Raw genomic sequence first — 25,011 nt, forward strand, 5'->3', positions numbered from 1 at the left:
ACACTTGCCACTGTTGAATAAACCTCTATCAGTTCATCACTGACGTTCCCCCAGGCGCTATTGACTACTTGGTTTAAAAAAGATGCATCACTGCCGACTAAATCAAATCCCACCATTCCCTTTATATCCCAGCCTTTCAGATATGCCTGCATGGCATAATGATGGGCGGACGAATACCCTAATTCCTCACTCCCAAACCCAATAAACTTGAGGCTGCTTTCCCAAGTTTTATCTTTAAAGAGCCTGGCACATTCCATCACACAGGCGGTCCCGCTGGCGTTGTCTTCCGCCCCCGGGGCTGGAAGATAGAGCGAACCAAAAGTCGGATCGATACTCTCACCATATGAATCATAATGCCCACCATATATGTATATTGACTGGGAATCAACTGTCCCTTTTACCGGTGCTATGATGTTTTGGGCAAAACCACGCAGACCAATTTCATACCATTTGCTCAGAGTATAATTATAATAAGTGCTATCTACCCAAACGCTGTCATACTCTACCGGATAATTCCAATCAGAATATTTTTGCGCTATCCATTGCCCGGCCAATTTGTGGCTATCTGTCAATACCCGTCGGGTGTAGAATCCTTCCAACCTCCGTACATAGGCTTCCAGGGAATCGGCGCTGACCGAATCCACCATGGACTGGATGACTGGATCGACCGGGAGGGACAGTCCTGGGAACTGATCCCGCCCTTCGCCAAAGCTTGATAGAAGGAAAACAATGATCCCCGTGAAAAACAATGTATTTTTCATTATCTATTCCCCTTGTAGCTTTTTTAGATATTTTTTAGTTGCGTTAAATATATAACTATTAATATTGTTTGTCAATCTAATTTTATACAAAAAGAGGCCGCCTTAAAGGCGGCCTCTTAGCTCATTCACTGTTTACTTCAGCACTATCATCTTCCGGCTTTGGGTCTTGCCGTCCGTACTCAGATGATATATGTACACCCCGGCACTCACCTGTCTATTCTGGTTGTCCTTTCTGTCCCATTTGACCGTATAACTCCCGGACTGCTGTTCCCCGTTGACCAATGTCTTCACCAGCTGCCCGGCTATGTTATAAATGTTAAGTTTGACCTTGTCTGCCTTTGGCAGCTGGTAACTGATGTTTGTCTGCTGGCTGAACGGGTTGGGCGAATTCTGAAGAAGCCTACGATCCGTTATCCGCTCAAAGTTCTCCGGCTTCCCTGCCACCCCCAGCGGAACTTCCCCGAACTCCGCCATTACCTTCTGTGCCGCCAGCCTGGCTTGGTTCTTGTCCATATAATACAGCGGGAAGCCAAAGAACACCGTCTTGCCCGAGTCCCGCACCGCGCAGGCTCTTCCTTCGTAGGGGCTGGCGTTGTTCCTCATGTCCATCACATAAATTGTGTCGGCCCCGGCCAGCGGCGTACAGGCTTCGATATTTTTCATGGTACCGTTATATAGCGTGTTGGGATATTTTGCCGGATCCAGCGCTATGGAAGGATATCCCGACAAGCCCTGCACTCCGATCAGGGAGTCTGTGCTTCCCGAAAGTTCAACACGACTTATCCCAAAATAATCATAAAACAGGTTGCCGGCGGCAAAATTAGCCGGATAAGTCGCGCTGTTCCGGATGTCCGCGGAAGGCTTCCAACCGGTGAACCACAGTTTTCCGCCGTGCATCAGATACTCCCTGATGGCGCTGCTGTCATTGGCCGCCAGGAAAGAGGAAGGATCGTCGCTGTGCCATAGCACGGTAGAATATGGCCCCATGTCTCCCAATATCGGCTTTTGGGCCACAGCCCCGAAGTCGTACCCCTCTGACTTATAACCGGTGGTCAGGTAGTTGTAAAAGCTATCCTGCTGGACGTCACGAGGGAAACTGGTGGTGGTCCAGTTCTGTGTCTCATCGACCACCAATATCCCCTGATCAAGGGTGATGGGACGGCAGTAGGCCGAGTCGGATAAAAGTCCGGCATTGGCATCGGTGTCCCGGGCCCTGATCTTGTAGTAATACCGGCTGGCTCCGGAAAGGGGTTTTTCCAGCAGAAAGGTGTCGCTGGTGAAGGTCAGGCTATCGAATGTGCCGCTATCTATCCTACGAAATACATTATAACCCGCCAGGTCCAACTCTAGGTTCTTATCCCAGGTCAGCGTTATCCCCGAATCCACTGGTACGGCCACCAGACCGGAAGGGGCCAGGGGCGCCGATCTGGGTGTGCCGGTGGCTTCGGTTATCATCGGGCTTTCTTTGCCATCGTTATCTATCGCAGTAACACCAATATAATACAGGCTATCAGCCATTAAGCCACCGATCGTAACTGAAGGTCCAGTTGTCTTATTGTTAGTGAAAATCGGTAGATTATAGGTTTTGTTGCCACTATTATTACTCCAATAAACTTTATAGCCTGTTATGTTGCTGGCCTTGTTGGGCAACAACTGAACATATAGCTGCGTTCCGTTCCCCACGTCGGTGACTTCCAGACCACCAACCTTTTGGGGGTAATTGGCCAGTGTGCCCAAAAGCCCCATCCCGGCTTTGATGATGCTGGTAGCATAGCGCATGCTCATGTAGGTGGTGCTGTCGTTGGTCTGATGATAGACCGTGCTGAAGTCCAATTCCTCACTGTAGGTCACCGGAAAGCCTCGGATTGAGAATTCGTAGCTGTCGCTTCCGCTTAAATACACGCTGTTATATTCAGGAACCAGGTTGGTGTCGGCCAGCCGGCCATACCACCCGGCCATTTGGCCCAGCATATAGGCATAACTTTCAGACCCGGGGTTTAGTTTTGAGACAAAAGTGCTGTCGTTCCCCTTGTAGCCTATCATGTCGTAATTGAGCATGCACCCTATGTCCATCCCTGCATTCAGGGCTGCTTGAGCATATTCTGCGCTGCCGAACAAACCGTATTCTTCCGCGTCAAAAGCAATGAACCTGATTGTGTTATTAGGCTGGTTTCCGGGCAGAGAAAGCACCCGGGCCATCTCCAGTGCCGCCACCGTTCCCGAAGCGTTATCGTCAGCGCCGGGAGCCTGATTATATTCATCGGGACTGTAGGAATCGTAATGCCCGCCCACAATGTAAACGACGGTAGTGTCCAAAAGTCCGGGAATCGTAGCAATGATGTTGTGTTGTTTCATGCCGTAACCGATGTCAAAGGTATCGGTTCTGACGTCGGCAATGCCCATATTCAGGAACTGATTTCTTATCCATCCCACCACCGAGTCATGGTTGGCGGCGTCCAGGAACCTGGTGTCAAAAGACTGCATCGCTTCTATCCGGGTGCGGACCTCTGCTGTGTCAACCAGATGAACCAGCGTCGCCACTGTTGTGTCCCTGGTTAGACTTGCGGTTCTTAGAACTGCCGGGGGAGCCATCACAATCGACCGGGGATTAAAAGCTTTGATCATAAGGTCCCGCCCGTTTTTAACTCCGGCGGCGGCCACATTGCCAGCCTCCGCCAGCAGTATGTCTTTTCCCGAATATACGGCCTTGATGGCCGGCAGTTGGCTGTTTCTTTTAAGATGCACCCAGCGCAGGTTTTCCGAAGGACCCTGGTAAACCAGGTTGGATCCCAAAACCGCTTTATTGCCCGAAATGGATAACCACTTTCCCATCAGGGCCTGTTGGCCGGAGATATGATATAGGGGCCAGCTCTGGGATCCGGCCAGCCGGTAAACATCGGTACCCGGCGCAAACTTTACCAAATAGAGCTCTACCGGCACTGCCAGGACGGTCCCGGCTCCCACCGCCAGCAGGACCAAGGCGGAGATGAACAGATTTCTGATCCTCATGGTTTTCCTTGTAGCATTATTTTGAATATTTGTTTCTGCCATTATTATACACTCACTTTTGTCCCAAGTCTACCCCCTGCCCATGGCCCTCAATTTTGCCACCCGTTCTTCGATCGGGGGATGGGTGGAGAACAGGCTCATCAGGCTTTTGCCCGAAAGCGGGTTGACGATGAACAGGTGGGATGAGGCAGGATTGGCATTCATCGGCGCGATCTGCACCCCGGCCTGAAGCTTTTCCAGGGCGCTGGCCAGCCCCTGGGGGGAGCCGGCGATCAGGGCTCCTCCGGAGTCGGCCGAGTATTCCCGGGTGCGGGAGATCCACATCTTGATCAGCAGCGCGGCTATGGGCGCCAGGATCATCATCAGGATCATTCCCAGGCCCCCGCCGCCCCGGTCGCGGTCCCGGTCGCCGCCGTAGCCCCCGAACATGGCGGCGTAGCCCGCCATCCGGGCTATCATGGTGATGGCCCCGGCGATGGTGGCCACCACCGTGGCTATCAGGATGTCCCGGTGCTGGACGTGGGCCAGCTCGTGGGCTATCACCCCTTCCAGCTCCTGGCGGTTCAAAAGCTGCATGATGCCCTGGGTAACCGCTACCGCCGCATGCTGGGGGTTGCGCCCGGTGGCAAAGGCATTGGGCGAGGCCGATGGGATGATGTAAACCTTGGGCATGGGCAGTGAGGCCCGGGTGGCCAGGGTCCGCACCATGTTATACAGTTCAGGGGCCTCGGCCTCGGTCACCGGCTGGGCCTTGTAGCTCATCAGCGCGATCTTGTCCGAGAACCAGTAGGCCACAAAGTTCAGCCCCCCGGCAAAAAGCAGGGCCATGATCGCGCCCTGCTGCCCACCATAATATCCGCCCAGCAGAACCAGTAGAACAGTAAGCCCGGACATCAGGATGATTGTCTTGAAAAGGTTCAATTTTGTTGTCTCTCCATAAATTTAATATTGATTTAAAACTGATATTCTATCTGGGCAGTTATAGTATTTTGTTTTAATGATATTGTGTTATCAATGCTATCGCTTGTGGTAATTATTTCCTCATTAGGCGTATCTGGATCATCGCCATAATATTTTTGCACTTGGGTCCCCGTGGTTTTAATTCTGGTAATACTATAACCTCCACATAAAAACAGAGTTTGGCCGCTTTTAAATGTAATGACTTTTATTCGTGTGGCCCCGGAAAGCGTATAACCGGAACCATTACAATGGCTTTCAGAATTCTTGTATCTTAAAAGGTGATCGTCAAAATCATTGGCCAAGGCATAATAATAATTACCTCCAATTATGAGGTCAATACCTTCTTGATTTTTTAAATTAATATCCAACCCCACATAAGGCAGATGGTACTTCACATTATAGTCAAGGACATTGAGACCTTCGTAGTATTCTGGCAACACTATATAATAATAGTAAGGATCTTCATACCAGCCAGACAATCCTCTAATATCATAGTAATAACTTTGATAACGATATCCAACCCCCAAAACACAGGATACAATTTTATTCATGGGGAAACTATATTTGGCACGGAAATTTATCCCAAAGCCAATTAACTCGGCATCAGATTTGGTAGCGCCATTAACCCATCTATTGGCTGGATCTTCATCTCCGGGAAAGGTCACCCAATCGGAATCAGCCATTGCTTCCTTGGGATTGGTTAATACCTTCTCCAATGAAATATCAAATCCATATTCCCTGCCTTTGCTATTAGATATCACTTTTTTACACGAAAAGTTCACACAACTACTGATACCATCTATGGGAAATGCTAAAAGACTATGTCCATCTAGACCATAGTCCGGAAATTTTATATGAAATTCCGTGTACCCCGATACTTTTTTACCACTGAAATTGACCGAATACTCCCATTGATGAGTCAAATTTTTCTTTTTTATAACCGGAACAGCCGGAACTACTGATGATGTATCCTGGGAATAACCGGCCGAGCCGGCCAGGAAAATGACCAAAACCACCAACGCCGGAAACATAATCTTTTTCATTTCACCATCCTTTATTGGTTTTTATTTAATAGTTTGCTTATCGTTGCCTTCAGCTCCTCCAGATTCCCCGATTTGACTATGTAGGCATCGGCCAGCCAGGAGGAGAAATCCGCCTTGTAGGCCGGATAGGCGGTGTTGATGACGATGGGGATCCTGGGATCAAAATCCCGCATCCAGCGCAGGGCCTCCAGGCCGCCCTCCTCGGCCGTCAGCTTCAGGTCCAGCACCACCAGCTCCGGCTTTTCCTTTTCAAAGCACTGCCTGGCCTCTTCGGCCGAGGCGGCGGTGGTGATCTGGTGACCCATGGCCTCCAGTTCCTTTTGATACAGCAGCCTCAGGTTCTGGTCGTCGTCCACTACCAGCAATTTACCCATATGCCGATCCTTCCGTTTTATTGGGATTAGATTTAGCCACTAAGACACTAAGACTCTAATAATCTACTTCAATTTGCCATACTTTTGTGTCCCCTTCGACGCGGCTCAGGACATGCTTGGTGACTTTGTGGCAAGTATAATTTTACATATTCCCCCTAAACATTATACTGCCGTTTGATTGCCCGAGGGCAGGCGGATCACAAACGATGTCCCCCGGCCTTCGGCGGAACTGACCGCAATGCTGCCCCGGTGGCCCTCCACTATTTTCTTGCTAACCGCCAAACCTATGCCTAAGCCCCCCCGTTTGGTGGTGAACTTGGGCTCAAAGACATGCTCCAGCGCCTGGCGTGATATGCCCGAACCGGTATCTGATATCGATATGACCATCTCTTTTTGGGCATCCAGAAATGTTCTGACCGACAATTGCCCGCCCAGAGGCATTGCGTGCAGGGCGTTCTTGAGAATGTTCATCAGCACCTGCGGGAACTGGCGGCGGTCTATCCAGACCGGTTCCAGCCCTTCTTCCATCGACATCTCCACCTTTATGCTCTGGCGGTCGAACTCTGTTCTCAGCACGCCAAGGCAGCGTTTGACCACATCGTTGATGCTTTCGCTGACCAGCTCCGGCTCCTTGAACCGCGACAGTTCCAGGGTGTCGGTCAGCACCCCCTCCAGCCGGTCGATCTCGGAGCTGATGATCTTAAGCTGCTGGCCGAACTGGGGATCGTCGGGTTTTTCCCTGATCATGGAATTGACGAACCCCCCGATGGAGACCATGGGGGTCCGGATCTCGTGGGCCAGCACCGCCGCCATCTCGCCCACCGCCGCCATCCGTTCGGCCTTCAGGAGTTTTTCCTGGCTCTGCTGCAGTTCCCTGACCTTGTCCTTTAAGCTCTGGTACAGCCCGGCGTTCCGGATGAAGGCCGAGACCTGTCCGGCAAAGATCTCCAGCAGGGTGACATCATCGGGGCGGATCGGCATTTTGGTGACGGCATTGTCGGCCAAAATGATCCCCAAGGCTTCCTGCTCGGCCACCAGCGGGGCCGCGATGAAGGAGTTGACCTTAAGCAGGCCGGCCAGTTCCAGGGCCCCGGGAAAAGAAGAGGCATCGCTTACCAGCAGTGGTTTCTTTGATTCCAGCACCTGCACCAGGATGTTATTCCGGTCGCTCAGGGAAACCGACATTTTATTCACCAGCTGATTGACCAGGACATTTCCCTGCACCTGGCGGTAGGGGGTCAGGGCCATTTCCCGGAAGGAGCGGGGCGACTTCTGCAGTTCGTTCCAGATGTTGAAGGCTTCCTCCGGCCCGCCCGGCCCCACCGCCATCTTCCCGGTCAATGATCTCCGGTCGCCGTCCACCAGCAGCAGAAAGGCCCGGTTCAGGCTCAGGGTCTGGGCGGAGGTGACCCCGGTCAAAATGATGTGCAGCACCTGGTCCAGGTCCAGGGTGGTCTGCAGGGCCTTGGTCGCTTCGTTCAGGATGGCCAGCTCCCGCATCTTCTGGCCCAGCTGCCGGTTGCTGGCCGTCAGTTCGGCATGGACCCCGCCCATCTCCTCCAGCAGTTTCAGGACCGTCTCGGCCATCACCTGGTCGGTCAGCCGCCGCCCGGTACTGCGCTCCAAAGTTTTCTGAAAATGGGGGCAGTCGCGGCAGCACTGGTGCAGGCGCTCCCGGATGTCCCGGTTCTGACCGTCTATGCAAACCCGGGCTTGGGAAAGCCAGCAATAATCTTCCTGGTTCTGCTTGACCGGGCAGTCCTCCCGGGTGCACAGGACCTCCTCCCAGCATTTTTTGGTCATGGCTCCCTCACTATCCGGTCGGCCGGCCCGCCCCCGCTGTCGTCCAGCTCCTGATGCCAGCCGTTCTCCATTCCCAGCTCCTCCAGCCATTCCAGGGCCTGGCGGTATTCCTCGCCGGTCAGGCGGCGGTCCAGTTCCGGGATGGCTTTGGTCTGATGGGCGGGAAAATACTGGGCCATCAGGGAAAGGTGCACCGCCGGTGATATTTCACCGGCCAAAAAAGCCAGGGCTTCCCTGGTCTGGGAAAGCTTGTTTGGCAGGACCAGGTGCCTGACGATCATCCCCCTTTGGGCTATTTCCTCCCGGTCTGTTTCAAGCTCCCCGGCCTGGCGCCACATTTCCTTGAGGGCCTGGCGGCAGACCTCCGGGTAGTCCGGAGCCTGGGAGTATTTTTCGGACGCCTCGGGATCGCAGTAACGGATGTCGGGCAGGTAAATGTCCACCACGCCGTCCAAAAGTTTCAGGGATATTTGGGAATCGTACCCGCTGGAGTTGTAGACCAGCGGCAGGTTAAAGCCCTGCTCCGCCGCCAGCCGCAGCGCCAGGAGGATCTGGGCCGTCATGTGGGAGGGGGTGACGAAGTTGATGTTGTGGCAGCCTCTTTCCTGTAATTCCAGCATCATTCCGGCCAGGCGTTCCAGGGGCACTTCCTGGCCCTGTCCCAGCTGGCTGATCGGCCAGTTCTGGCAGTAGACGCAGGCCATGTTGCAGTTGGCAAAGAAGATGGTGCCCGAGCCTTTGCTGCCAGAGATGGGGGGCTCTTCGCCCATATGGGCGTTATAGCTGGAAACAATGGGAAGACGGCCGCTGCGGCAGAATCCCTTCTGGTTCCGGGCCCGGTCCACCCCGCACTGCCGGGGGCACAGGCAGCAGGAAGACAGGAGCTTTTCGGCCTCCCGGCATCTTGCTTCCAGCCGTCCGTCCTGGAATAATTCTATGTATGAGGGCTGATGAACCATTAAATTAATATACCCGTAAAAACAAATATTGTCAAGTTAAAATGGCTCCGGGGAATGCCCATAATTCTAAAAAGTTTTCGTTGGCAGAGATCATTCCAATTCTCCCGCCAGCCGGCGCAGGCTGTACGGCCAGATTGCAGTATCTGAGGCCTTGATCAACTCCCGGGCCTGTTCTTTGTATGCCGGCTTGGCCGTGATCCGGTGAAGATGGTGGAGAATCTCAAACCGCCTTTTGCCATCCTGGTTTTCTGCCAACAGTCCGGTCAAGGCGGCCTCGGCTTCGGATTGGTTTTCCTCCGCCGTAAGCAAGGCATCCAGCAGCCTGGCCTTGAACACCATTTCCTCCCGCCCGATCTCTGCGGCCACGGCCTTGCCCGAGGCGGCATCCTCCCGGGCCCGGCTGAATTGCTTCAGGTCATAATGCAACCCGGCCCGGAAAAGGAGATAGTAGCACAGGTAATATTTAATCCCCAATTTGCTTTGGATGTCAATGGCCAGGGAATAATGCTCCAGGGCCTCCTTGTTCCGTCCCAGGGCCTGAAATACCTGCCCCAAATCGCCGTAGGCCACGCTCTCCAAAAATTTATCTCCCAGCTTTTTAGAGATGACCAGCTGTTTCTCAAAGTTCTCTTTGGCTTCCAAAAAATGCCCCTGTTTCAGGCAGCAATCGCCGATGTTATTGCTGGCTACGGCGATGCTGTTCAGTTCCCCCATCTGCGTGGCCATGGTCAGTTGTATGTTGGAACACTCTAATGCCTTCTGATAATCGCCCTGATCCATGTAGATGCTGGCCATGTTCCCCATGCCGTTGCAGATGTTGGCCGTATTCCCAACCTTTTTTGACAGTTCAATCTGCTTCCGGTAGTGGGCAAGCGCCTTATCCAGTTCGCCCAGCTCATAATACACGATCCCCAGATTTCCATATAAGGCACAGACGGCTTCCTGATCGTTGCTGGTTACCGAAAGCTCCAGGTCAGTATTGTAGTACTCTATTGCCTTTTGATACTGGCCCTGACGGTAGTGCAGGGTGCCCAAGAAATTGCAGCAGCGAGCCAACCCATAAGAGTGTTCCGCTTCTTTGAAAGTTTTATAGGCTTCTTCTAGCATGATCCGGGCCTGATCCGGCTTGCCCTTATTGGTCAGCATCCAGCCCTGATCATTCTGGCTGAGGGCCAGATGGATCCTGTCTCCGAAGCGTTCGGACATTTCCAGGTTGCGACAGTACAAGTTTTCGGCGTTATCCCACTGGCCCAGGGTCTCCAGTATGTCGGCCTTTCTTTTTATTACCAACCAGGGATAATGACTGTCGCCGCCTTGCTTGGTTATCCACAATTTCTGATGTTTATGCGGCCATTTATTCATTTTGCTTCGCTTGTACCGTTTTCTCCACAACCTCAGCCGTTGTAAGACGCTTAATGTCTTCAAGGATATCCTGTTCCCCCGGCTTGTCCCCCAACTGTCGGGCCATCTCCAGGTCGCTCCGGTAGTATGTCATTGCTTCGTCCATCTTTCCCATCTGTTCACAGGCCTTAGCCAGGTTATAAAGGGCAAAGTATTCTGCGTAGACGTCGCCGGTCCGCCGGCTGATCTCTATCGATTCCCGGTCGCAGGCCGCGGCCTTGTCGTATTGCCCTCTGGCAAAATAAACTCCCCCGATGTTTCCCAGGGCGCTGGCCCGGCCGCCCTCATCCCCCAGTTCTTTGGAAAGCTCCAGCTTTCGGTTGAGATATTCCAAAGCCTCCTTGTCCCGCCCCATCTTCAGGCAGACCAAACCCAGGTTGTTCAGCATTTCACTCTCGCTGGAACGGTCTTGTTTGAGCCTGGCTTCCGACATCAGCTCCAGGGCCATGTTTTCTGCCTTTTCATATTCCTTAAGGTTGCTGGCGATCTTAAGCAGGGTGGACCTGCACTGGTAAATCCCGGGACCATCACCGGCCGTTTGATAGATCCCCAAAGCCATGGCGGTCTTGGCCTCGGCCTCGGCGAACTTTCCCCGTTGGGCCTCTATGATGCCCAGCTTCAGCAGGCATCGGCCCTGGTAAACCGGGGTTTCCAGTTCCCGGGCCCGGACCAGATCCTGTTCCAGCATGGCGATCAGTTCGTTCCATCGGCCGATGCGGTGCAATACATCAGACTTGGCAGCCCGCAGCTGAAAGGGAAAGAACCGGCCTCCGGGGGAGGACATCCAATGGGTCTTCCGCTTATTGAAATAACCTTGTGCCATAAATTGCAAAACAGTATCTAATCCCTGACCACAAAGCTGGCCAGGACTTTTTTCCTCAAGCCCCCGGAAAAGACTATGGACAGCTTCATCTCCTCGCCCTCGCCCTCCACCTCCACCACCTTGCCCCGGCCCCAGACCGAATGCCGGACGGCCTTGCCCTTGATGGTCTCGGTCTCCGGCAGGTCCTGGTCCATGTCCTCGGCCGGGGCCCGGGTGATCTCGGTCTTTCCGGCCCGGCCCTGGATCTCCAGCAGGTCGCGGGGAAGCTCGGCCAGAAAGCGCGAGGGCACGGCCGGCATCAGCCCGCCGAAGCGGCGCCGGGATGAGGCCAGGCAGAGGTGCAGGCTCTTTTTGGCCCGGGTGATGGCCACGTAAAAGAGGCGCCGCTCCTCCTCCAGCTCCTGGCGGGATTCGACCGAGGCCGAGTGCGGCAGCAGGCCGTCCTCCAGCCCGGCGATGTAGACGTGGTCAAACTCCAGCCCCTTGGCGTTGTGCATGGTCATCAGGGTGACCGCCTGTGACTGGGGGTCCCAGCGGTCGATGTCGGCCACCAGCGACACTTCGGCCAAAAAGGCCGGCAGGGACTTGTCCTCCGACCGCTCGCAAAAGTCGTTGGCCGCGGCCTCCAGCTCGCCCACGTTCTCGGCCCGGCTGTCGGCCTCGTCGGAGTCGGGGTACTGCCCCTGCAGGTGCTTAAGGTACGAGGTTCTTTCCACCAGTTCCTTGATGACCTCCTCGGCGGTCTTGGCAGCGGCCAGAGCTTTAAGTTCTTCCATGAACCCGTGGAAAGCTTTGGCGGCGGCCTTGACCGAAGGCCCCAGGCCCGGCACCTGATCGGCCTGTTCCAAGGCCCGGTAAAGGGAGGTCTTGCTTTCGGCGGCCCAGGCCTCGATCCGCATCAAGCTGGTGTCGCCTATGCCCCGGGGCGGCTCGTTGACTATCCGTTTTAAATTGACGCCATCGGCGGGGTTGGCCGCCACCTTAAGATAGGCCATCAGGTCCTTGACCTCCTTGCGCTCGTAGAATTTCACCCCGCCCACTATCAGGTAAGGCAGGGAATAACGGCGGCAGGCGTCCTCCAGGGCCCGGCTCTGGGCGTTGGTGCGGTACAGCACCACCATGTCCTTGAGCGATGATTGCGCCATGTTCGATTTGATGTTCAGGCAGATCTTGTCGGCCTCGTCCCGCTCGTCCCAGGCCTGCCACAGGGAGGCCTTGTCCCCGGAAGCGTTCTCGGTCCACAGGTTCTTGCCCTTGCGGCCCAGGTTGTTCTTGACCACCTGGTTGGCGCATTCAAGGATGGTCTTGGTGGAGCGGTAGTTCTGTTCCAGTCGGATCACCTTGGCCTCGGGGAAATCCTTCTCGAACTCCAGGATGTTGCGGATGTCGGCCCCCCGGAAGCCGTAGATGGACTGGTCGTCGTCGCCCACCACGCACAGCCGCCGGTTCTTGACGGAAAGAAGCTTGACCAGCAGGTACTGGGTGTGGTTGGTGTCCTGGTATTCGTCCACCAGGATGTGCTTGAATTTTTCGGTGTATTCCTCCAGGGTGCCGGGGTTCTCCTGGAACAGCCTCACCGCATTGACCAGCAGGTCGTCGAAGTCCATGGCCTGGTTCCTCAGCAAAGCCTGCTGGTATACGGGATAGACCCGGGCCACCTCCTTTTCAAAGAAGTCGTAGGCCGTCTTCTGGTATTCCTCCGGCCCTATCATCTGGTCCTTGGCTCCGGAGATCCGGGAGATCACGGCCCGGGGAGCGACCCGGCGCTCGGGGATGGCCAGGTCGGCCATGATCCTTTTGATCAGCGACAGCTTGTCAGACTCGTCGTAAATGGTGAAATCCCGGCCGTAGCCCAGCCTAAAGCCGTCCTGGCGCAGGATCCGGCCGCAGACGGAATGGAAGGTCCCGATCCACAGGCCCTGGGCCGGGCGCTTTAAAAGAGCGGCCACCCGCTGTTTCATCTCCGACGCCGCCTTGTTGGTGAAGGTGACCGCCAGGATGTTCCAGGGGGCGCAGGCTCCGGTTCCGGTGATGTAGGCCAGGCGGTGGGTAAGCACCCGGGTCTTGCCCGAGCCGGCCCCGGCCAGGATCAGCACCGGGCCGTCCAGATAGGTGACGGCCTCACGCTGGGGAGGATTGAGATTGTTAAGCAGATCCATGAAGTAAAAAAAACAGATTCTGATTGCAATATTTTAAGTAAGGGTCCGGTAATTTCGTGTCCTTTAGTGGGCAAAAGTCACTTCGTTTGCAGGCTGGCCAGCGGCACTTCCAGTATTATCTCCGCGCTGTAATCCTCAAATATCCTGGTGGACCTGACCCTGGCCCCCGGGATATTGGCCGTCCCTCCTTTAGGCGATATCCTGCCCAGGGCTATCCCCAGGTTCCTGTAGGCCGTCACCCGGGCCGCCCGCAGGGCCTGGGACTTGGTCATGCTTTCGTAACCCGGCAGGTCGATCTTGGTCTTGCCCTTGCCCGTACCCCGGACCAGGAGATAATCCCCCTCTATCCAGGCGTCGGCCGAGGTGATGACCTGGGCGGCCACGGCCTCGCTGGAGGAATAGATGATCTTGATCTGCCTGATCAAAAAACGTCCGTCGCCCAGGTACGGCACGCCGCCATCGGCGTAGAACAGGATCCTCAGCTGGTTGTCCGGGCCCAGATAGTCCAGCCTGCCGTCGGAGGAGGTGGTGTAAAGATATTCGGGGTTCTTGGTGGTCCAGCTGCCGGTGCCGTTGGTGGCCTGCCACAGCCGCCAGTTGGGGCCCAGTTTCTGGTTGCGGTAGCTTGGGTCGTCGTAGACCGTGCCGTAGTTGTAGACGTACATCTTCAGCCACTTGCCGCTCTGGTTGTCAAACGTCAGTTCCATCTTCACCCGGTCGGCTGACGGGGGCAGCGGCACCGAATATTCGGCGGCGCCGTAAGTGAAGGAGCCTGTCAACCGGGCGGACTGGCCCGCAGCCTTGGCATTGCGGGATGAGGCCTTCAGCCGGCTGCCGTCAATGGTTACCTCGGCGGCGGCGGCCAGGCCTGCGCCCGCCGAAGGGCTACGGCCCGCAGGCAGGCCTGCGATCGCCAACACCACGGCTATGAATGAAGTGATCTTTTTCATGTTCCCTCCCCAATGTTTTTTGGGCATTTCCTTTAATCTTGTATGATAACATCTTAAAATATGTTCTGTCAACCGGTAAAAAGCAAAAAGAGGTTGGCGGGTTTCCGGTCCCGCCCTCCGTCCCGCCGTGACCGCCTAGGCCTTTCTTTTTCTCTTGACTTTGGCCAATAAATTGGTATGATTAGAAGTTATGAAGCTTTCCTTACTATCCCCCTATCTCTTGGACTCCGGGCTTAAGCCCCGCCAGATCGCGGAGTACAACCGCCAGATCCGCCTGGGCACCGCCTATGCCGAAAGGCTGACCGCCCAGGAGCGGGCCATGCTGGTCCGGCTGCTGAACGATGAAGAACAGGCCCCCGGCACCGCCCACGTCATCACCGAAAAGGTCCAGAACGAGGACAAGCCCGAAGCCCTGCCCTCCCTGCTGTTCGGGGTGCTGGCCCCGGACTGGGCCGGCCTGGCCGACGCCTGCCTGGGGACGGTACACGAGGCCGGGCTGAACATCGCCTACACCCACGGCTTCATCCTTCGCCGGGAGCGCCAGAAGCTGGGGGTGATCCTGATGGAGGTGGAGGTCAGCCCCAACCTGACCAAGCAGGCTTTGGACCGGGCCCGGGGCAAGGTCCAGGAACGGCTGGCCCGGATCGCGGCCGACGACGAGGCCAAGAAGACCCTGCAGCGCCAGGAATCGCGGCGGCTCTACGCCTTCACCGCCGTCACCGACGCCCTGAAGAAACAGGTCAACGAACAGGACCTTAAGGAGATCATGGGCGACAACGGCGAGGCCATAAAGTTCTTCGTGGCCCGCCAGGAATCATACATCAACCAGCGGCCGCTGGACGCCATCGCCCACCAGGTGCTGGTCAACTTCCGGCTGAAAAGCCGGGTCCGCCAGGGGCTTTCCTCCACCGAGGTCGACATCGGGCCGATCCCCTTTGGCTACAAGGACCTGACCGCCCTGACCATCATCACCAGGGAGAACTGGCTGACCTACGAACTGCTGCTGCGGCTGATAGACCAGGAATTGCCGGGATACCGCCGCTATGACGACTACGCCTATTTTACCACCGACAAGCTGTCGGTCTATCACCTGGAGATCACCGGCCAGGACGACAAGCCCCTGGGTTCCCAGGCCGCCAAAAGCCTGGAGGCCAGGATCAAATCGCCGCCCACTTCCCGGGAAGCTTTGGGCCCCACTCCCGGAGTGGAGCTGATCCGGCGCAAGATCGTCCCCCCCATGCTGGACGAGGAGCGGGAGCTGAAGATCCCCCAGGGCTACATCCACCCCCACGCCCCGGACAACTTCAAGCTGATCGCGGTGGCCTCTGGGGCCGATGCCGGACAGGGTTTGAACCTGGTGGCCGCCCTATCCGCCGTGCCCGGGCTTTCGGCGGCCATGCCCGACAAGCCCAGCCATTTGAGCCACAGCCAGAACGGAGTAGAGGTGATCCAGGAGATCTCCATCATCGACATCTGGATAGACCGCAAGACCCTGTTCCCCGCCGGAGGATTGTTCAATGAGGAAGAGGTCTACACCAGGATCGAACAGGCGGTCAGGGACATCCCGGTCTTCGGCCCCCGGCTCAGGATATTTGACCGCACCAGCCGGGCCCTGCGCCAGATGCGGCTGGCGGCGGTGGTGGAGCTGGCCCAAAAGGAGAACCTGCCGGTGCCGGAGATCAAGTCCCTTTTCTACAACCTGGGCGACAAATGCCTGCTGAACCCGGAGATCCCTGACAGCGCGGTCTTCTCCCAGCTAAAACTCTGGCGGCAGATGGAAAAACAGGATCCCGGTCCAAAGAAAATCAGCTACCGCCTGCAGAACCTTCAAATGACCTCGGACCAGGACCAGTATACCGCCCTGGCGGTGGCCCTGCCTTCGGGCTCGGATCAGTTGGTCAGAATAATGGCCCTGGCCGGCGGCTACCAGGTGCTTTCGGTCTGCCGCAGCGACCTTTCCCGGATCACCCTGCTGCTTTTCTCTCTTACCTGCCATGACCTGCCCCTGAGCGAAAAGGAGCAGGCGGCCCTGTCCGCCAAACTGGACGAGCTTTCGGCCTGAGGAACTTTCCCCGAGACCTTCCCCACTAAAAACACTAAAGACGAAACTAAAATATATTTATCCCTTTGGTTTTTCGTGTTTTTCGTGGGAGATAAACATCTTCAAATAACTCTGTACTTTTTTCTGTGTACCAAGCGATAACCTTTGATCTTTGGGAGACCCTGATAGCCGACTCCAAGGCCCTGGACAAAAAGCGCGCGGTTTACCGGGTGGAACGGGCGCATCACATCCTGGGCCGGGCCGGCTTTGACGTGTCCCGGAAAGAGCTGGAACTGGCCCATCAGGCGGTTTGGGAAAGCTGCCGGATAAAATGGGAGCGGGCCCGGGACATTTCTTTCGATGATCAGGTAAATCTTTTCCTTAACCTGGCCTGGCCGGGACTGGTCAAGGCTCTGCGGTCCGCGATTATAAGGGAGATCGGAGAGCATTACGCTAAGGCTGTTCTGCTGTACCCGCCCCGGATGATAAAAGGGGCCGATCAGGTTTTGCGGGAATTGAAAAAAGAGGGATATAAGATCGGCTTGATCTGCAACACCGGCCGCACCCCGGGCTTTGCCTTGAGAAAACTGCTGACCAGATACCGTCTGCTGAAATATTTTGACTTGACCCTGTTCTCGGACGAGACAATAGTCCGCAAGCCGGACGCTAAGATCTTCCGGCTGGCCTTAAAAGCCCTAAACTGCCCTCCCAGGCGGGCTCTGCACGTGGGGGACGACCTGAAAAACGATGTTCAGGGGGCGTTAAAAGCTGGAATGCGGGTTGTCTGGATCGAACAACCGGGGCAAAAGGCTCCGCTCAACATAAAAAGAATAACGAGTGTAGCAGGTCTTCCACGACATTTAAAACAAGAACCCGGCCATTAAAGGCCGGGTTCTTTGTTTGTTATAATAGATGTGAGCATTTTTATTAGGAACCCATGAAACCATGAGTCATAGACTGGAAAAGCCTTTATAGATTCCTGTATTCCTGGTTTCCTTATAATAGTATTATGGGCGTATTCTATGATCCTGTAATTGATCAAATTCTTTGGTAACTATAATTTTACTTCCAGCGCTTCAGCCTAAGACTGTTGCTGACCACGCTGACCGAGGAGAAGGCCATGGCCAGAGCGGCGAACATCGGGTTCAACAGGATGCCGAAGAAAGGATAGAGCAGTCCGGCCGCCACCGGTATTCCGATGACATTGTAGAAGAAGGCCCAGAAGAGGTTTTGCTTGATGACCTTCAGGGTGGACCGGGACAGCCGGATGGTCTTGAGGATCAGGTTCAGGTCGTCCCCCATCAGGATCACATCGGCCGATTCTATGGCCACATCGGTCCCCCGGCCCATGGCGATCCCGATGTCGGCCTGGGCCAAAGCCGGGGCGTCGTTGATTCCGTCTCCCACCATGGCCACCACCGAGCTTCCGGCCTGCAGTTTCCTGATCTCCTCCGCCTTGTCCCGGGGCAGGACCTCGGAGATGGTTTTGTCCATCCCCAGCTGCCCGGCGATGGCCGAGGCCACTTCCTTGTGGTCCCCGGTGATCATGGCGGTCTTCAGCCCCAGGGCCCGCAGGCTGGTAACGGCCTGAGGGGCGTTATCTCTCAGGGTATCGGCCACCGCGATGATACCGGCCGGGGCTCCATCGACGGTCATATAGATGACTGTCTTTCCCTCCTGCTGCAGCCGGGCGGCCAGCTTTTCCAAGGTGGGAAAATCCACCCCGGTCTGATCCATCAGAAGCCTGTTGCCTATCATAACCGCTCTGCCGTTCACCTGACAGCTCAGACCCGCTCCGGGCAGGGCCTTGAAGCCGGAAGTCTTAAGCAGGTCAATTTTCTTCATCCGGGCATAATCTGCCACCGCCTGGCCGATGGGGTGTTCGGAGGAACTTTCGGCCGAGGCGGCCAGGGCCAGCAACTGCTCCTCGTCCAGATCCGGCGACACCGCCACGTTGGTGACCGTGATCCTTCCGGTGGTCAGGGTCCCGGTCTTGTCAAAGACGATGGTGTCCAGGCTCCCGGCCTTTTCCAGGATCTCCCCCCGCCGGATCAGGATGCCCAGTTCCGCCCCCCGCCCGGTTCCCACCATGATGGCGGTGGGAGTGGCCAGGCCCAGGGCGCAGGGGCAGGCTATGACTAAGACAGCCACCGCGTTGATCAGGGCCAGGTTGAAGGATGGCCCGAAGACCAGCCACAGGATGAAGGTCAGGGCGGCCACGGCCATGACGATGGGAACGAAGACCGAGGCGATCTTGTCGGCCAGCCGCTGGATGGGGGCCTTGCTGCCCGGGGCCTCCTCCACCAGCTTGATGATCTGGGCCAGCACGGTCTCCCGCCCCACTTTTTGGGCCTGGAACCGGAAGGCCCCGGTCTTGTTGATGGTGCCTCCGGTCACCTTGTCACCGGCCGCCTTGTCAACCGGAATGCTTTCCCCGGTGATCATGGATTCGTCCAGGGACGAAAAGCCCTCCAGGATCACGCCGTCGGCGGCCACCCGCTCGCCCGGCCGGACAGGGATGATGTCCCCGGTCTTTACCTGCTCGATGGGCAGTTCTATTTCCCGCCCGTCTTTTATCACCCGGGCTGTTTTGGCCTGCAGTCCTATCAGGCGTTTGATGGCCTGGGAGGTCCTGCCCCGGGCCCCGGCCTCCAGCATCCGGCCCAGCAGGATCAAAGTGATGATCACCGCCGAGGAGTCGTAATAATAGGCCTGTTGCAGCCCGGCCTGGGCAAAGAAACCCGGGAGCACCGTGGCCAGCAGGCTGTAGCCGAAGGCGGCCGAAGTGCCCACCGCCACCAGGGTGTCCATGTCCGCATTGCGCCTTTTAATGGAGGCCCACAGCCCCTTGTAAAACAGCCAGCCCGAGAAGAACTGGACCGGGGCGGCCAGGGCCAGCATCAGCCAGGGGCTGTGCAGCCAGCCGGGCAGGAAGGGCAGGAACATGTGCATCCCGCCCAGGAACAAAGGAACGGAAAATGCCAAGGCAAACAGAAACCTTTTTTTGAGAGACAGATAATATTTGTCCCGCTGCCCTTCCAGCGACTGGGCTTGAAGCGGCCGGACACCTTCCGGGACGGCCTGGGGCTCGGGGACCTCGTAGCCCGCGTTGACTATCGCTCCCTTTATCCGCTCCGGATCGGTCAGACCCGGAAAATAAGAGATGCCGGCCCGCTCCGTGGCCAGGTTCACCGTGGCCGAGACCACACCGGGGCTGGCCTTCAGCACCTTCTCCACGTTCAAAACGCAGCTGGAGCAATGCATCCCGGCCACCGGAAGCTCGAGCTTCTGCAGCGGCACCTGGTAGCCGGAATCATTCACGGCCTGCACGATCTCCGGGACCGTGATCAGGCCGGGGTCGTATTCGATCAGGGCCTTTTCCGTGGCCAGGTTCACCGCGGCCGACTGCACCCCCTTCAGCCTCTTGAGATATTGCTCCACGTTGTTGACACAGGAAGCGCAGTGCATCCCGCTGACCGGGATCTCTATCTTATCCATTTGTTCTTTGCTCCTTTAACTTTTCCACCCTGATCTTAAGATCGATGTCCCTGGTTTGATGGTACAATCTATCGGCGATGATCTCCGCTTTGTGCAGGTATTCGTTTTTGCCGCAATATTTGAATAATCCGGCCCAGGCTTCCAGCTTGAGTGATTCCGAGGTTTCGCTTTCGGCAAATTCCTCCAATTCCTGCATGGCCCCTGCATCACCCTGTTCCATCCGTAAGATCAGGGACAGCATCCCGGCCATTGCCAGTTGATCGGAATTGTTTTGGTTCCTGGCGGTCAGCATTGCCTCTGCTATCGCCTCTGAGGCTTCCTTATATGAGCCCCTCTCCAGCAGTCGTTTGCCCAAGTTGTTGAGCAGGATGTTCAGCAGGTCATGAAGATTATTTTTCCGGGCAATATCCACCGCGGAATGAAGGTGCTCCAGGGCTTTACCGGTATTTCCCAGGGTTTCCTCCAAATCGCTGGTATTGGCCAGCACCGTGGCCAGCCCCGGCTGGTCATTCATTTCTTCCGTAAATGCTTTATACTTTTCAAAATATGCCCGGGCCTGTTCCCAGTCTCCCAGATACTGGTATACAGTTCCCATGTTCCCGGTGGCTATGGAATGGGCTCTGGTAAATCCTATCTCGGCCGAAGACTTGACGCATTTTTCAAGGCACTCCAGCGACTGCTCCAGGCGGCCCAGCCGCTTGTGCAGCAGGCCCAGATTGCAATTTACCACGCATTGCGACCTTTTGTCGCCGATCCGGGCCGCCATTTCACTTTGTTTTTGGAAGCAGTCTATGGCCTTGTCGTAATCGCCCCGGAAAAGATGGACATTGCCGGTATTGCCGGTGGCAAAGGAGACCGCCAGCAGATCACCCAGTTCCTCTGCCAAAGCCTTTTGCTTTTTATAGCATTCCAGGGCCTGGTCCATCATCTTTTGTTCGGCATACATCACCCCCAAGTTGCCCCAGCTTGTCTCCAACTCCATCTTATTGTTGGTGGATTCAGCCCAGGATTTTCTTTCCAGCAGGCATTCCATGGCTTTCTGATAATCTCCCTGCTCTCCATAGACCCCGCCCATGGAACCGATGACCATGGCCCGGCTGGCCGGATCGTTATTGCGCTGGAACAGTTCGGCCGCATTTTTTAAATTCTCCAAAGATTCCCGGTGATTTCCTTTTAATCTTTGAACGTCGCCCAGTTGGAAAAAGCATTCGGCCTGGCCCCTAACGGAATTCATCCTTTGGGAATCATCCAGTCCCCGGAGATACAGCGACTCCGCCTTGTCCCATTGCCCGGTCAGCACTAGTATCTCACCCTGGCGGAGAATAATGTCCAGCGGGCTGTAGTCTTTAAGAGCAGTTTTACCGGCTACCCAAAATATTTTTTGAGTGAACCTTTTGGTTCCCATATGATTTCCGATGTTAGTCTTCATTGATATTTTTCCAGTTGCCTGGCATCAAGCCAGTATAGCACCAAAAAAACATTTTCACAAGGTCCGGGAAATATTTTGGATTTTTTTCTTGACTTATGGCGTGCTTTAACCTATCATTTTACATATGTTTATAAAACTCACAATCCAAATCCGTTTATGATGAAAAAAAGAATCCTGTTGTTCCTGGCCGTCCTGATCCTGTCCGCAGTTCCCTGCTTTTCCCAGGACGGGGAGGAAGACCCCCGTGAAGCGACGCCTGTCCAAACGGTGGTGCCCGCCAAAGTTTCGGCCGACAGCCAGGCCTTTTACCGTCTGCTGGACTGGCCCCTGTTGTGGCAGAAAAGCCAGGCGGCTTTGGGCGTTCACCCCGAGGCAAGCGGGGGCGATTCCGTTGAACAGGCTTTGGATCTGGCCGATTCAGCCCTGGTCAAGGCCGCCGCTTTGGACATTCGTCTGCCCCTGCAGGCCGGTTATCTTAAAAGCCTCTCCCGCCAGGCCTTGCGAGAACGGAACCGGACCATGGCTTACCGCTATTCCCAGCTGGCCCTAAAGGCCGATCCCGCATACCCCGGATTGATCTACAATGATTTCTTGATCCAGCAAAGCCGGACCGGATTCAGCCAGGCCTTGAAGGATTCCTGGCACGATTTCAACTACGCCCAGAGATATTTCCGTCACCAGCTGGACTTTGCCTCCAAAACCCTGATACTGTCATCGATCTTCCTGCTGGTATCCGGCCTGATATTCCTGCTGTTCTTGACGGTGAAACACCTGCCCTACCTGCACCATGTTTTCAGCGACCTGCTGCCGGAGGCCATGCCCAAATACAGCCGCCGCCTGATCACCGCCGCCCTGCTGGTTTCTTTAACTCTGATCCTGGGGTTCATCAGCCTGGCCCTGCCGGCGGCCCTGCTGGCCATCGCAGCCTCGGTCTATGCCTCCCGCAGGGAAAAGGTCCTGCTGCTTTTGGCGGCGATCCTTTTGGCGGCCGCCGGCCTGGGCTTGACCGCCGGAAGGCATCTATTAGTCAATCTGAATGATGATCATCTTCAGGCAGTGGCCCGTGCCAACCGGTCCGGACCGGATGCCGGCCTCAAGGCGCAGATGGCGGAATATCGGCAGCAAAGCGCTGATGACCTGACCCCGTTGTTCTGTCTGGCCCTGATGGAAAAAAGGGGCGGTAATTTTGTCCAGGCCCGGCAATGCCTGGATACCCTGCTGGCGGCCGGGGGACAGAATTCCAAAGCCCTGAACAACCTGGGAAATTTGCTGTTTTACCGGGGAAAACTAGATTCCGCCGCTGACTTTTACCGCCAGGCCATCCAGGCCGATCCGGCGGCGGCCCTGCCCCATTACAACCTGGCCCAGGTATATTTCAAGCAGGTTGATTTCAAGGCCGCCGATCAGGAACGGGAATACGCCCTGACCTTGGACCGGCCCGGAATATCAGCGAGAGCGGGTTTCCAGGATGCCGGCCTGGTGTTGGACGAGCTGATACCGGTCTCCTATTTCTGGGGCCGGGTCTGGCTGGGGTTGGACCCGTTGCAGGGCTTCAGCCCGGCCGAGTCCGCCAGTCTGACGGGATTGAACCTGTGGCTGCCCGGATGGCTGGGACTGGCACTGCTGGGTTTGGGGCTGATAGTGGTGATTGTGTTTTTCAAAGGCCCGGCGCCGGTTCTCTGTTCGGTCTGCGGCAAGGCGGTCTGCTCCCAATGCCAGAAGACATCCGCCCAGCAGGACCTGCTTTGCCCCGAATGCCACCAGGTGATCTCGGCCGCCACTTCACCGGAGCTGCAGGATAAAATGACAGCCAAGCTGAAATTGCAAAAAACCCGGCGCAAGATATGGACCGGGGCCGTCTCCAACCTGCTGGCGCCCGGTTCGGTGCTGCTGCTTGAGAAGATGACTGCCCTGGCCCTGCTGCTGGCCTTCCTCTGGGGAGGGATATACGCCATACTCTGCGGCTTGAAACTTTTGCTTTTCCCCCGGGACCTCCAGTATTACCTCTTTCAGACCGGCCCGGGCTGGCTGATATTAAGCCTGTTGACCCTGAGCTGGCTTTTCACCTGGGTGGTTTTCCTGAAACACGCCAATCTGCTGGCCCATCCGGCCCAGCCTGTAAAGGATGGTACTCATGGAAGGTAATGTCAAAGAATTCGGCCTGGCCGATGTCATCCAGTTCATCTCCACCAGCCAGAAGACCGGAGTGCTGCTGCTGGACCACCACACCGACACCGCCTCCATTGCCTTCGCCAACGGCGACATCACCGCCGCGGTCTACGGCCGGCAGGGCAAGCAGGACCAGCTGCAGGACTACCTGTTCCGCTCCAAAAAACTGGCCCCCGATACCATTCAGAAGCTGACCCAGATCCAGAAGGACACCAACCTGGGCATCGACGAGGTGATGCTCAAGGAACAGATCATGACCGAGGAGGAGCTGTTCGGGGTGATCGCCTTCAAGATACAGGAGGTGATAGACGACATCTTCACCTGGAGCGACGCCCACTACAAGTTCGACGCCCAGGCCGACCTTTACGCCAAGAGCCGCACCAAGGTAACCATCCCGCCGGCTACGCTCTTGATGGAAGCCATGCGCCGCAAGGACGAGTGGCCCCGGATAAAGATGGCCATACCGTCGGAGGACATAGTGCTGTTGATCAAGCCCGACGGCATGCTGCCCTACGACGCCCTGCCCGAGGCCAAGCAGATGATGGAGTTCATCGACGGCCAGCGGACCATCTCGGAGATGATCCAGCTCTCTGGCTTCGGGCGCTTCCGGACCTTCAACGCTTTGTTCCATCTGTTCGAGCTGGGAATGATCGAGCGCAAGGTCATCGAGACCGCTTCCCTGCCAGCGCCCAAGCCCAAGGCTCCGTCCCCGCTGTTGAAATATGTGGGGCCGGCCACCGCCATGATGGCCACCATTGGAATAGTTTTGATCTTTTTGACCGCTGCGGTCTTCGGGGGTTACAAGATCAGCCTGCTGCTGGAATCAAAGACCAACCTGGTGGACGAGGTGCTTTTGAAATCAGCCCACAGCAAGTACCGGCAGGAGATCGAGATATACAAGATGCTCAACGGGCGCTACCCGGAAGAGCTGGGGCAGGTGGTGAAGAATCGGAGGTATTTGTACCAGCTGCAGTACGGGGTTTCCGGGGACGGACAGGTCTTTGAGTTGAAGGCAGTAGAACGGAACTGAAAAAGGACTAAATAAAAAAGCCGGGCAGAAATGCTCGGCTTTATCAATTTAATATGCATATAAATTACTTGGCAGGACGAAAGCCGTAGTTGAAACCGCTGTAGCCCGGGATAAAAGAGACATGACGGTTAGCAGAGCGGCAGTCTGCAGGGCCGTAATAGAAGCTGCCGCCGCGAAACACGAGCCAAATGCCCGTAGTTGGCCCGGCAGGGTTGCTTGTTGCGTCAGGGTCGCTATAATATGTGCTGCCATACCAATCATTTACCCATTCCCATACATTCCCGGCCATATCGTATACACCGTAATAACTGGCACCAGCGGGAAAGAAGCCCACCGGGGAGCTATAGGCAAAAGTATCGGGAGCGATATTGTAAGCACTATTGCATTTGCTGGCATCCCAAGTATTGCCCCAAGGGTAAGTACGGCCATCTGTACTCCGGGCTGCTTTCTCCCATTGAGCTTCGGTGGGCAAATGACCGCCAACCCAATTACAAAATGCATAGGCCTCATACCAGCTTATACCCACCACCGGGTGATTGGGAAATGCAATTCCACTATTATATCGGTCGCTTGTCCAATAAGGGGGTTCAGTTATGCTATTC

General features: G+C 56.0%; 18 protein-coding genes. 4 read left to right on the forward strand and 14 right to left on the reverse strand.

Going from position 1 to position 25,011, the window contains the following annotated elements; genetic code table 11:
• The 11 genes from Q7U71_08875 to Q7U71_08925 all read right to left on the reverse strand — a co-directional run.
• On the reverse strand, positions 1–761 hold a 761-nt coding region (locus Q7U71_08875), incomplete at its 3' end, for a M28 family peptidase (GenBank protein MDO9391870.1).
• Positions 762–893: 132 nt separating this feature from the next.
• Positions 894–3,770, reverse strand: coding sequence for a M28 family peptidase (locus Q7U71_08880; protein ID MDO9391871.1), 2,877 nt, complete (start codon positions 3,768–3,770; stop codon positions 894–896).
• Positions 3,771–3,839: 69 nt separating this feature from the next.
• A complete protein-coding gene (htpX, locus tag Q7U71_08885; GenBank protein ID MDO9391872.1) occupies positions 3,840–4,691 on the reverse strand; it encodes a zinc metalloprotease HtpX in 852 nt (283 codons plus the stop codon).
• Positions 4,692–4,723: 32 nt separating this feature from the next.
• Entirely contained in the window at positions 4,724–5,773 is a 1,050-nt protein-coding gene (locus Q7U71_08890) for a hypothetical protein (GenBank protein ID MDO9391873.1), read from the reverse strand.
• An 11-nt stretch (positions 5,774–5,784) separates the two neighbouring features.
• Positions 5,785–6,147 (reverse strand): response regulator, encoded by a 363-nt coding sequence (locus tag Q7U71_08895; protein ID MDO9391874.1) that lies wholly within the window; start codon positions 6,145–6,147, stop codon positions 5,785–5,787.
• Between the two features lie 162 nt (positions 6,148–6,309).
• Positions 6,310–7,950, reverse strand: coding sequence for an ATP-binding protein (locus Q7U71_08900; GenBank protein ID MDO9391875.1), 1,641 nt, complete (start codon positions 7,948–7,950; stop codon positions 6,310–6,312).
• Positions 7,947–8,909, reverse strand: coding sequence for a radical SAM protein (locus Q7U71_08905; protein MDO9391876.1), 963 nt, complete (start codon positions 8,907–8,909; stop codon positions 7,947–7,949). Before Q7U71_08905 ends, Q7U71_08900 begins: the two co-directional genes overlap by 4 nt.
• A gap of 90 nt (positions 8,910–8,999) precedes the next feature.
• Entirely contained in the window at positions 9,000–10,271 is a 1,272-nt protein-coding gene (locus Q7U71_08910) for a tetratricopeptide repeat protein (GenBank protein MDO9391877.1), read from the reverse strand.
• Complete coding sequence (locus tag Q7U71_08915) at positions 10,264–11,094, reverse strand: tetratricopeptide repeat protein (protein ID MDO9391878.1); 831 nt, start codon at positions 11,092–11,094, stop codon at positions 10,264–10,266. The genes Q7U71_08910 and Q7U71_08915 overlap by 8 nt, the downstream gene beginning before the upstream one ends.
• Positions 11,095–11,150: 56 nt before the next feature.
• Complete coding sequence (locus tag Q7U71_08920) at positions 11,151–13,292, reverse strand: UvrD-helicase domain-containing protein (protein ID MDO9391879.1); 2,142 nt, start codon at positions 13,290–13,292, stop codon at positions 11,151–11,153.
• A 77-nt stretch (positions 13,293–13,369) separates the two neighbouring features.
• Complete coding sequence (locus tag Q7U71_08925; GenBank protein MDO9391880.1) at positions 13,370–14,242, reverse strand: hypothetical protein; 873 nt, start codon at positions 14,240–14,242, stop codon at positions 13,370–13,372.
• Between the two features lie 190 nt (positions 14,243–14,432).
• On the opposite strand from Q7U71_08925, the gene Q7U71_08930 reads away from it, so the two are divergent.
• Both Q7U71_08930 and Q7U71_08935 read left to right on the forward strand, forming a co-directional pair.
• Positions 14,433–16,304 carry a hypothetical protein gene (locus tag Q7U71_08930; GenBank protein ID MDO9391881.1) on the forward strand — a complete coding sequence of 624 codons (1,872 nt, stop codon included), beginning with the start codon at positions 14,433–14,435 and terminating at the stop codon, positions 16,302–16,304.
• A 125-nt stretch (positions 16,305–16,429) separates the two neighbouring features.
• Positions 16,430–17,167 (forward strand): HAD family hydrolase, encoded by a 738-nt coding sequence (locus Q7U71_08935; GenBank protein MDO9391882.1) that lies wholly within the window; start codon positions 16,430–16,432, stop codon positions 17,165–17,167.
• A gap of 178 nt (positions 17,168–17,345) precedes the next feature.
• On the opposite strand, the gene Q7U71_08940 is transcribed toward Q7U71_08935, so the two are convergent.
• Positions 17,346–19,781, reverse strand: coding sequence for a heavy metal translocating P-type ATPase (locus Q7U71_08940; protein ID MDO9391883.1), 2,436 nt, complete (start codon positions 19,779–19,781; stop codon positions 17,346–17,348).
• Complete coding sequence (locus Q7U71_08945; GenBank protein MDO9391884.1) at positions 19,774–21,210, reverse strand: tetratricopeptide repeat protein; 1,437 nt, start codon at positions 21,208–21,210, stop codon at positions 19,774–19,776. The genes Q7U71_08940 and Q7U71_08945 overlap by 8 nt, the downstream gene beginning before the upstream one ends.
• A gap of 156 nt (positions 21,211–21,366) precedes the next feature.
• Between Q7U71_08945 and Q7U71_08950 the strand changes: the two genes are divergently transcribed.
• The gene (locus tag Q7U71_08950; protein MDO9391885.1) at positions 21,367–23,355 is read left to right on the forward strand and encodes a tetratricopeptide repeat protein; all 1,989 of its coding nucleotides are present in this window, start codon (positions 21,367–21,369) and stop codon (positions 23,353–23,355) included.
• Positions 23,345–24,409 (forward strand): DUF4388 domain-containing protein, encoded by a 1,065-nt coding sequence (locus Q7U71_08955; GenBank protein MDO9391886.1) that lies wholly within the window; start codon positions 23,345–23,347, stop codon positions 24,407–24,409. Before Q7U71_08950 ends, Q7U71_08955 begins: the two co-directional genes overlap by 11 nt.
• 64 nt (positions 24,410–24,473) lie before the next feature.
• Here Q7U71_08955 and Q7U71_08960 read toward each other — a convergent pair.
• On the reverse strand, positions 24,474–25,011 hold a 538-nt coding region (locus Q7U71_08960), incomplete at its 5' end, for an SUMF1/EgtB/PvdO family nonheme iron enzyme (GenBank protein ID MDO9391887.1).

The sequence above is a fragment of the bacterium genome (genome assembly GCA_030655055.1).
GTDB lineage: Bacteria > Edwardsbacteria > AC1 > AC1 > EtOH8 > UBA5202.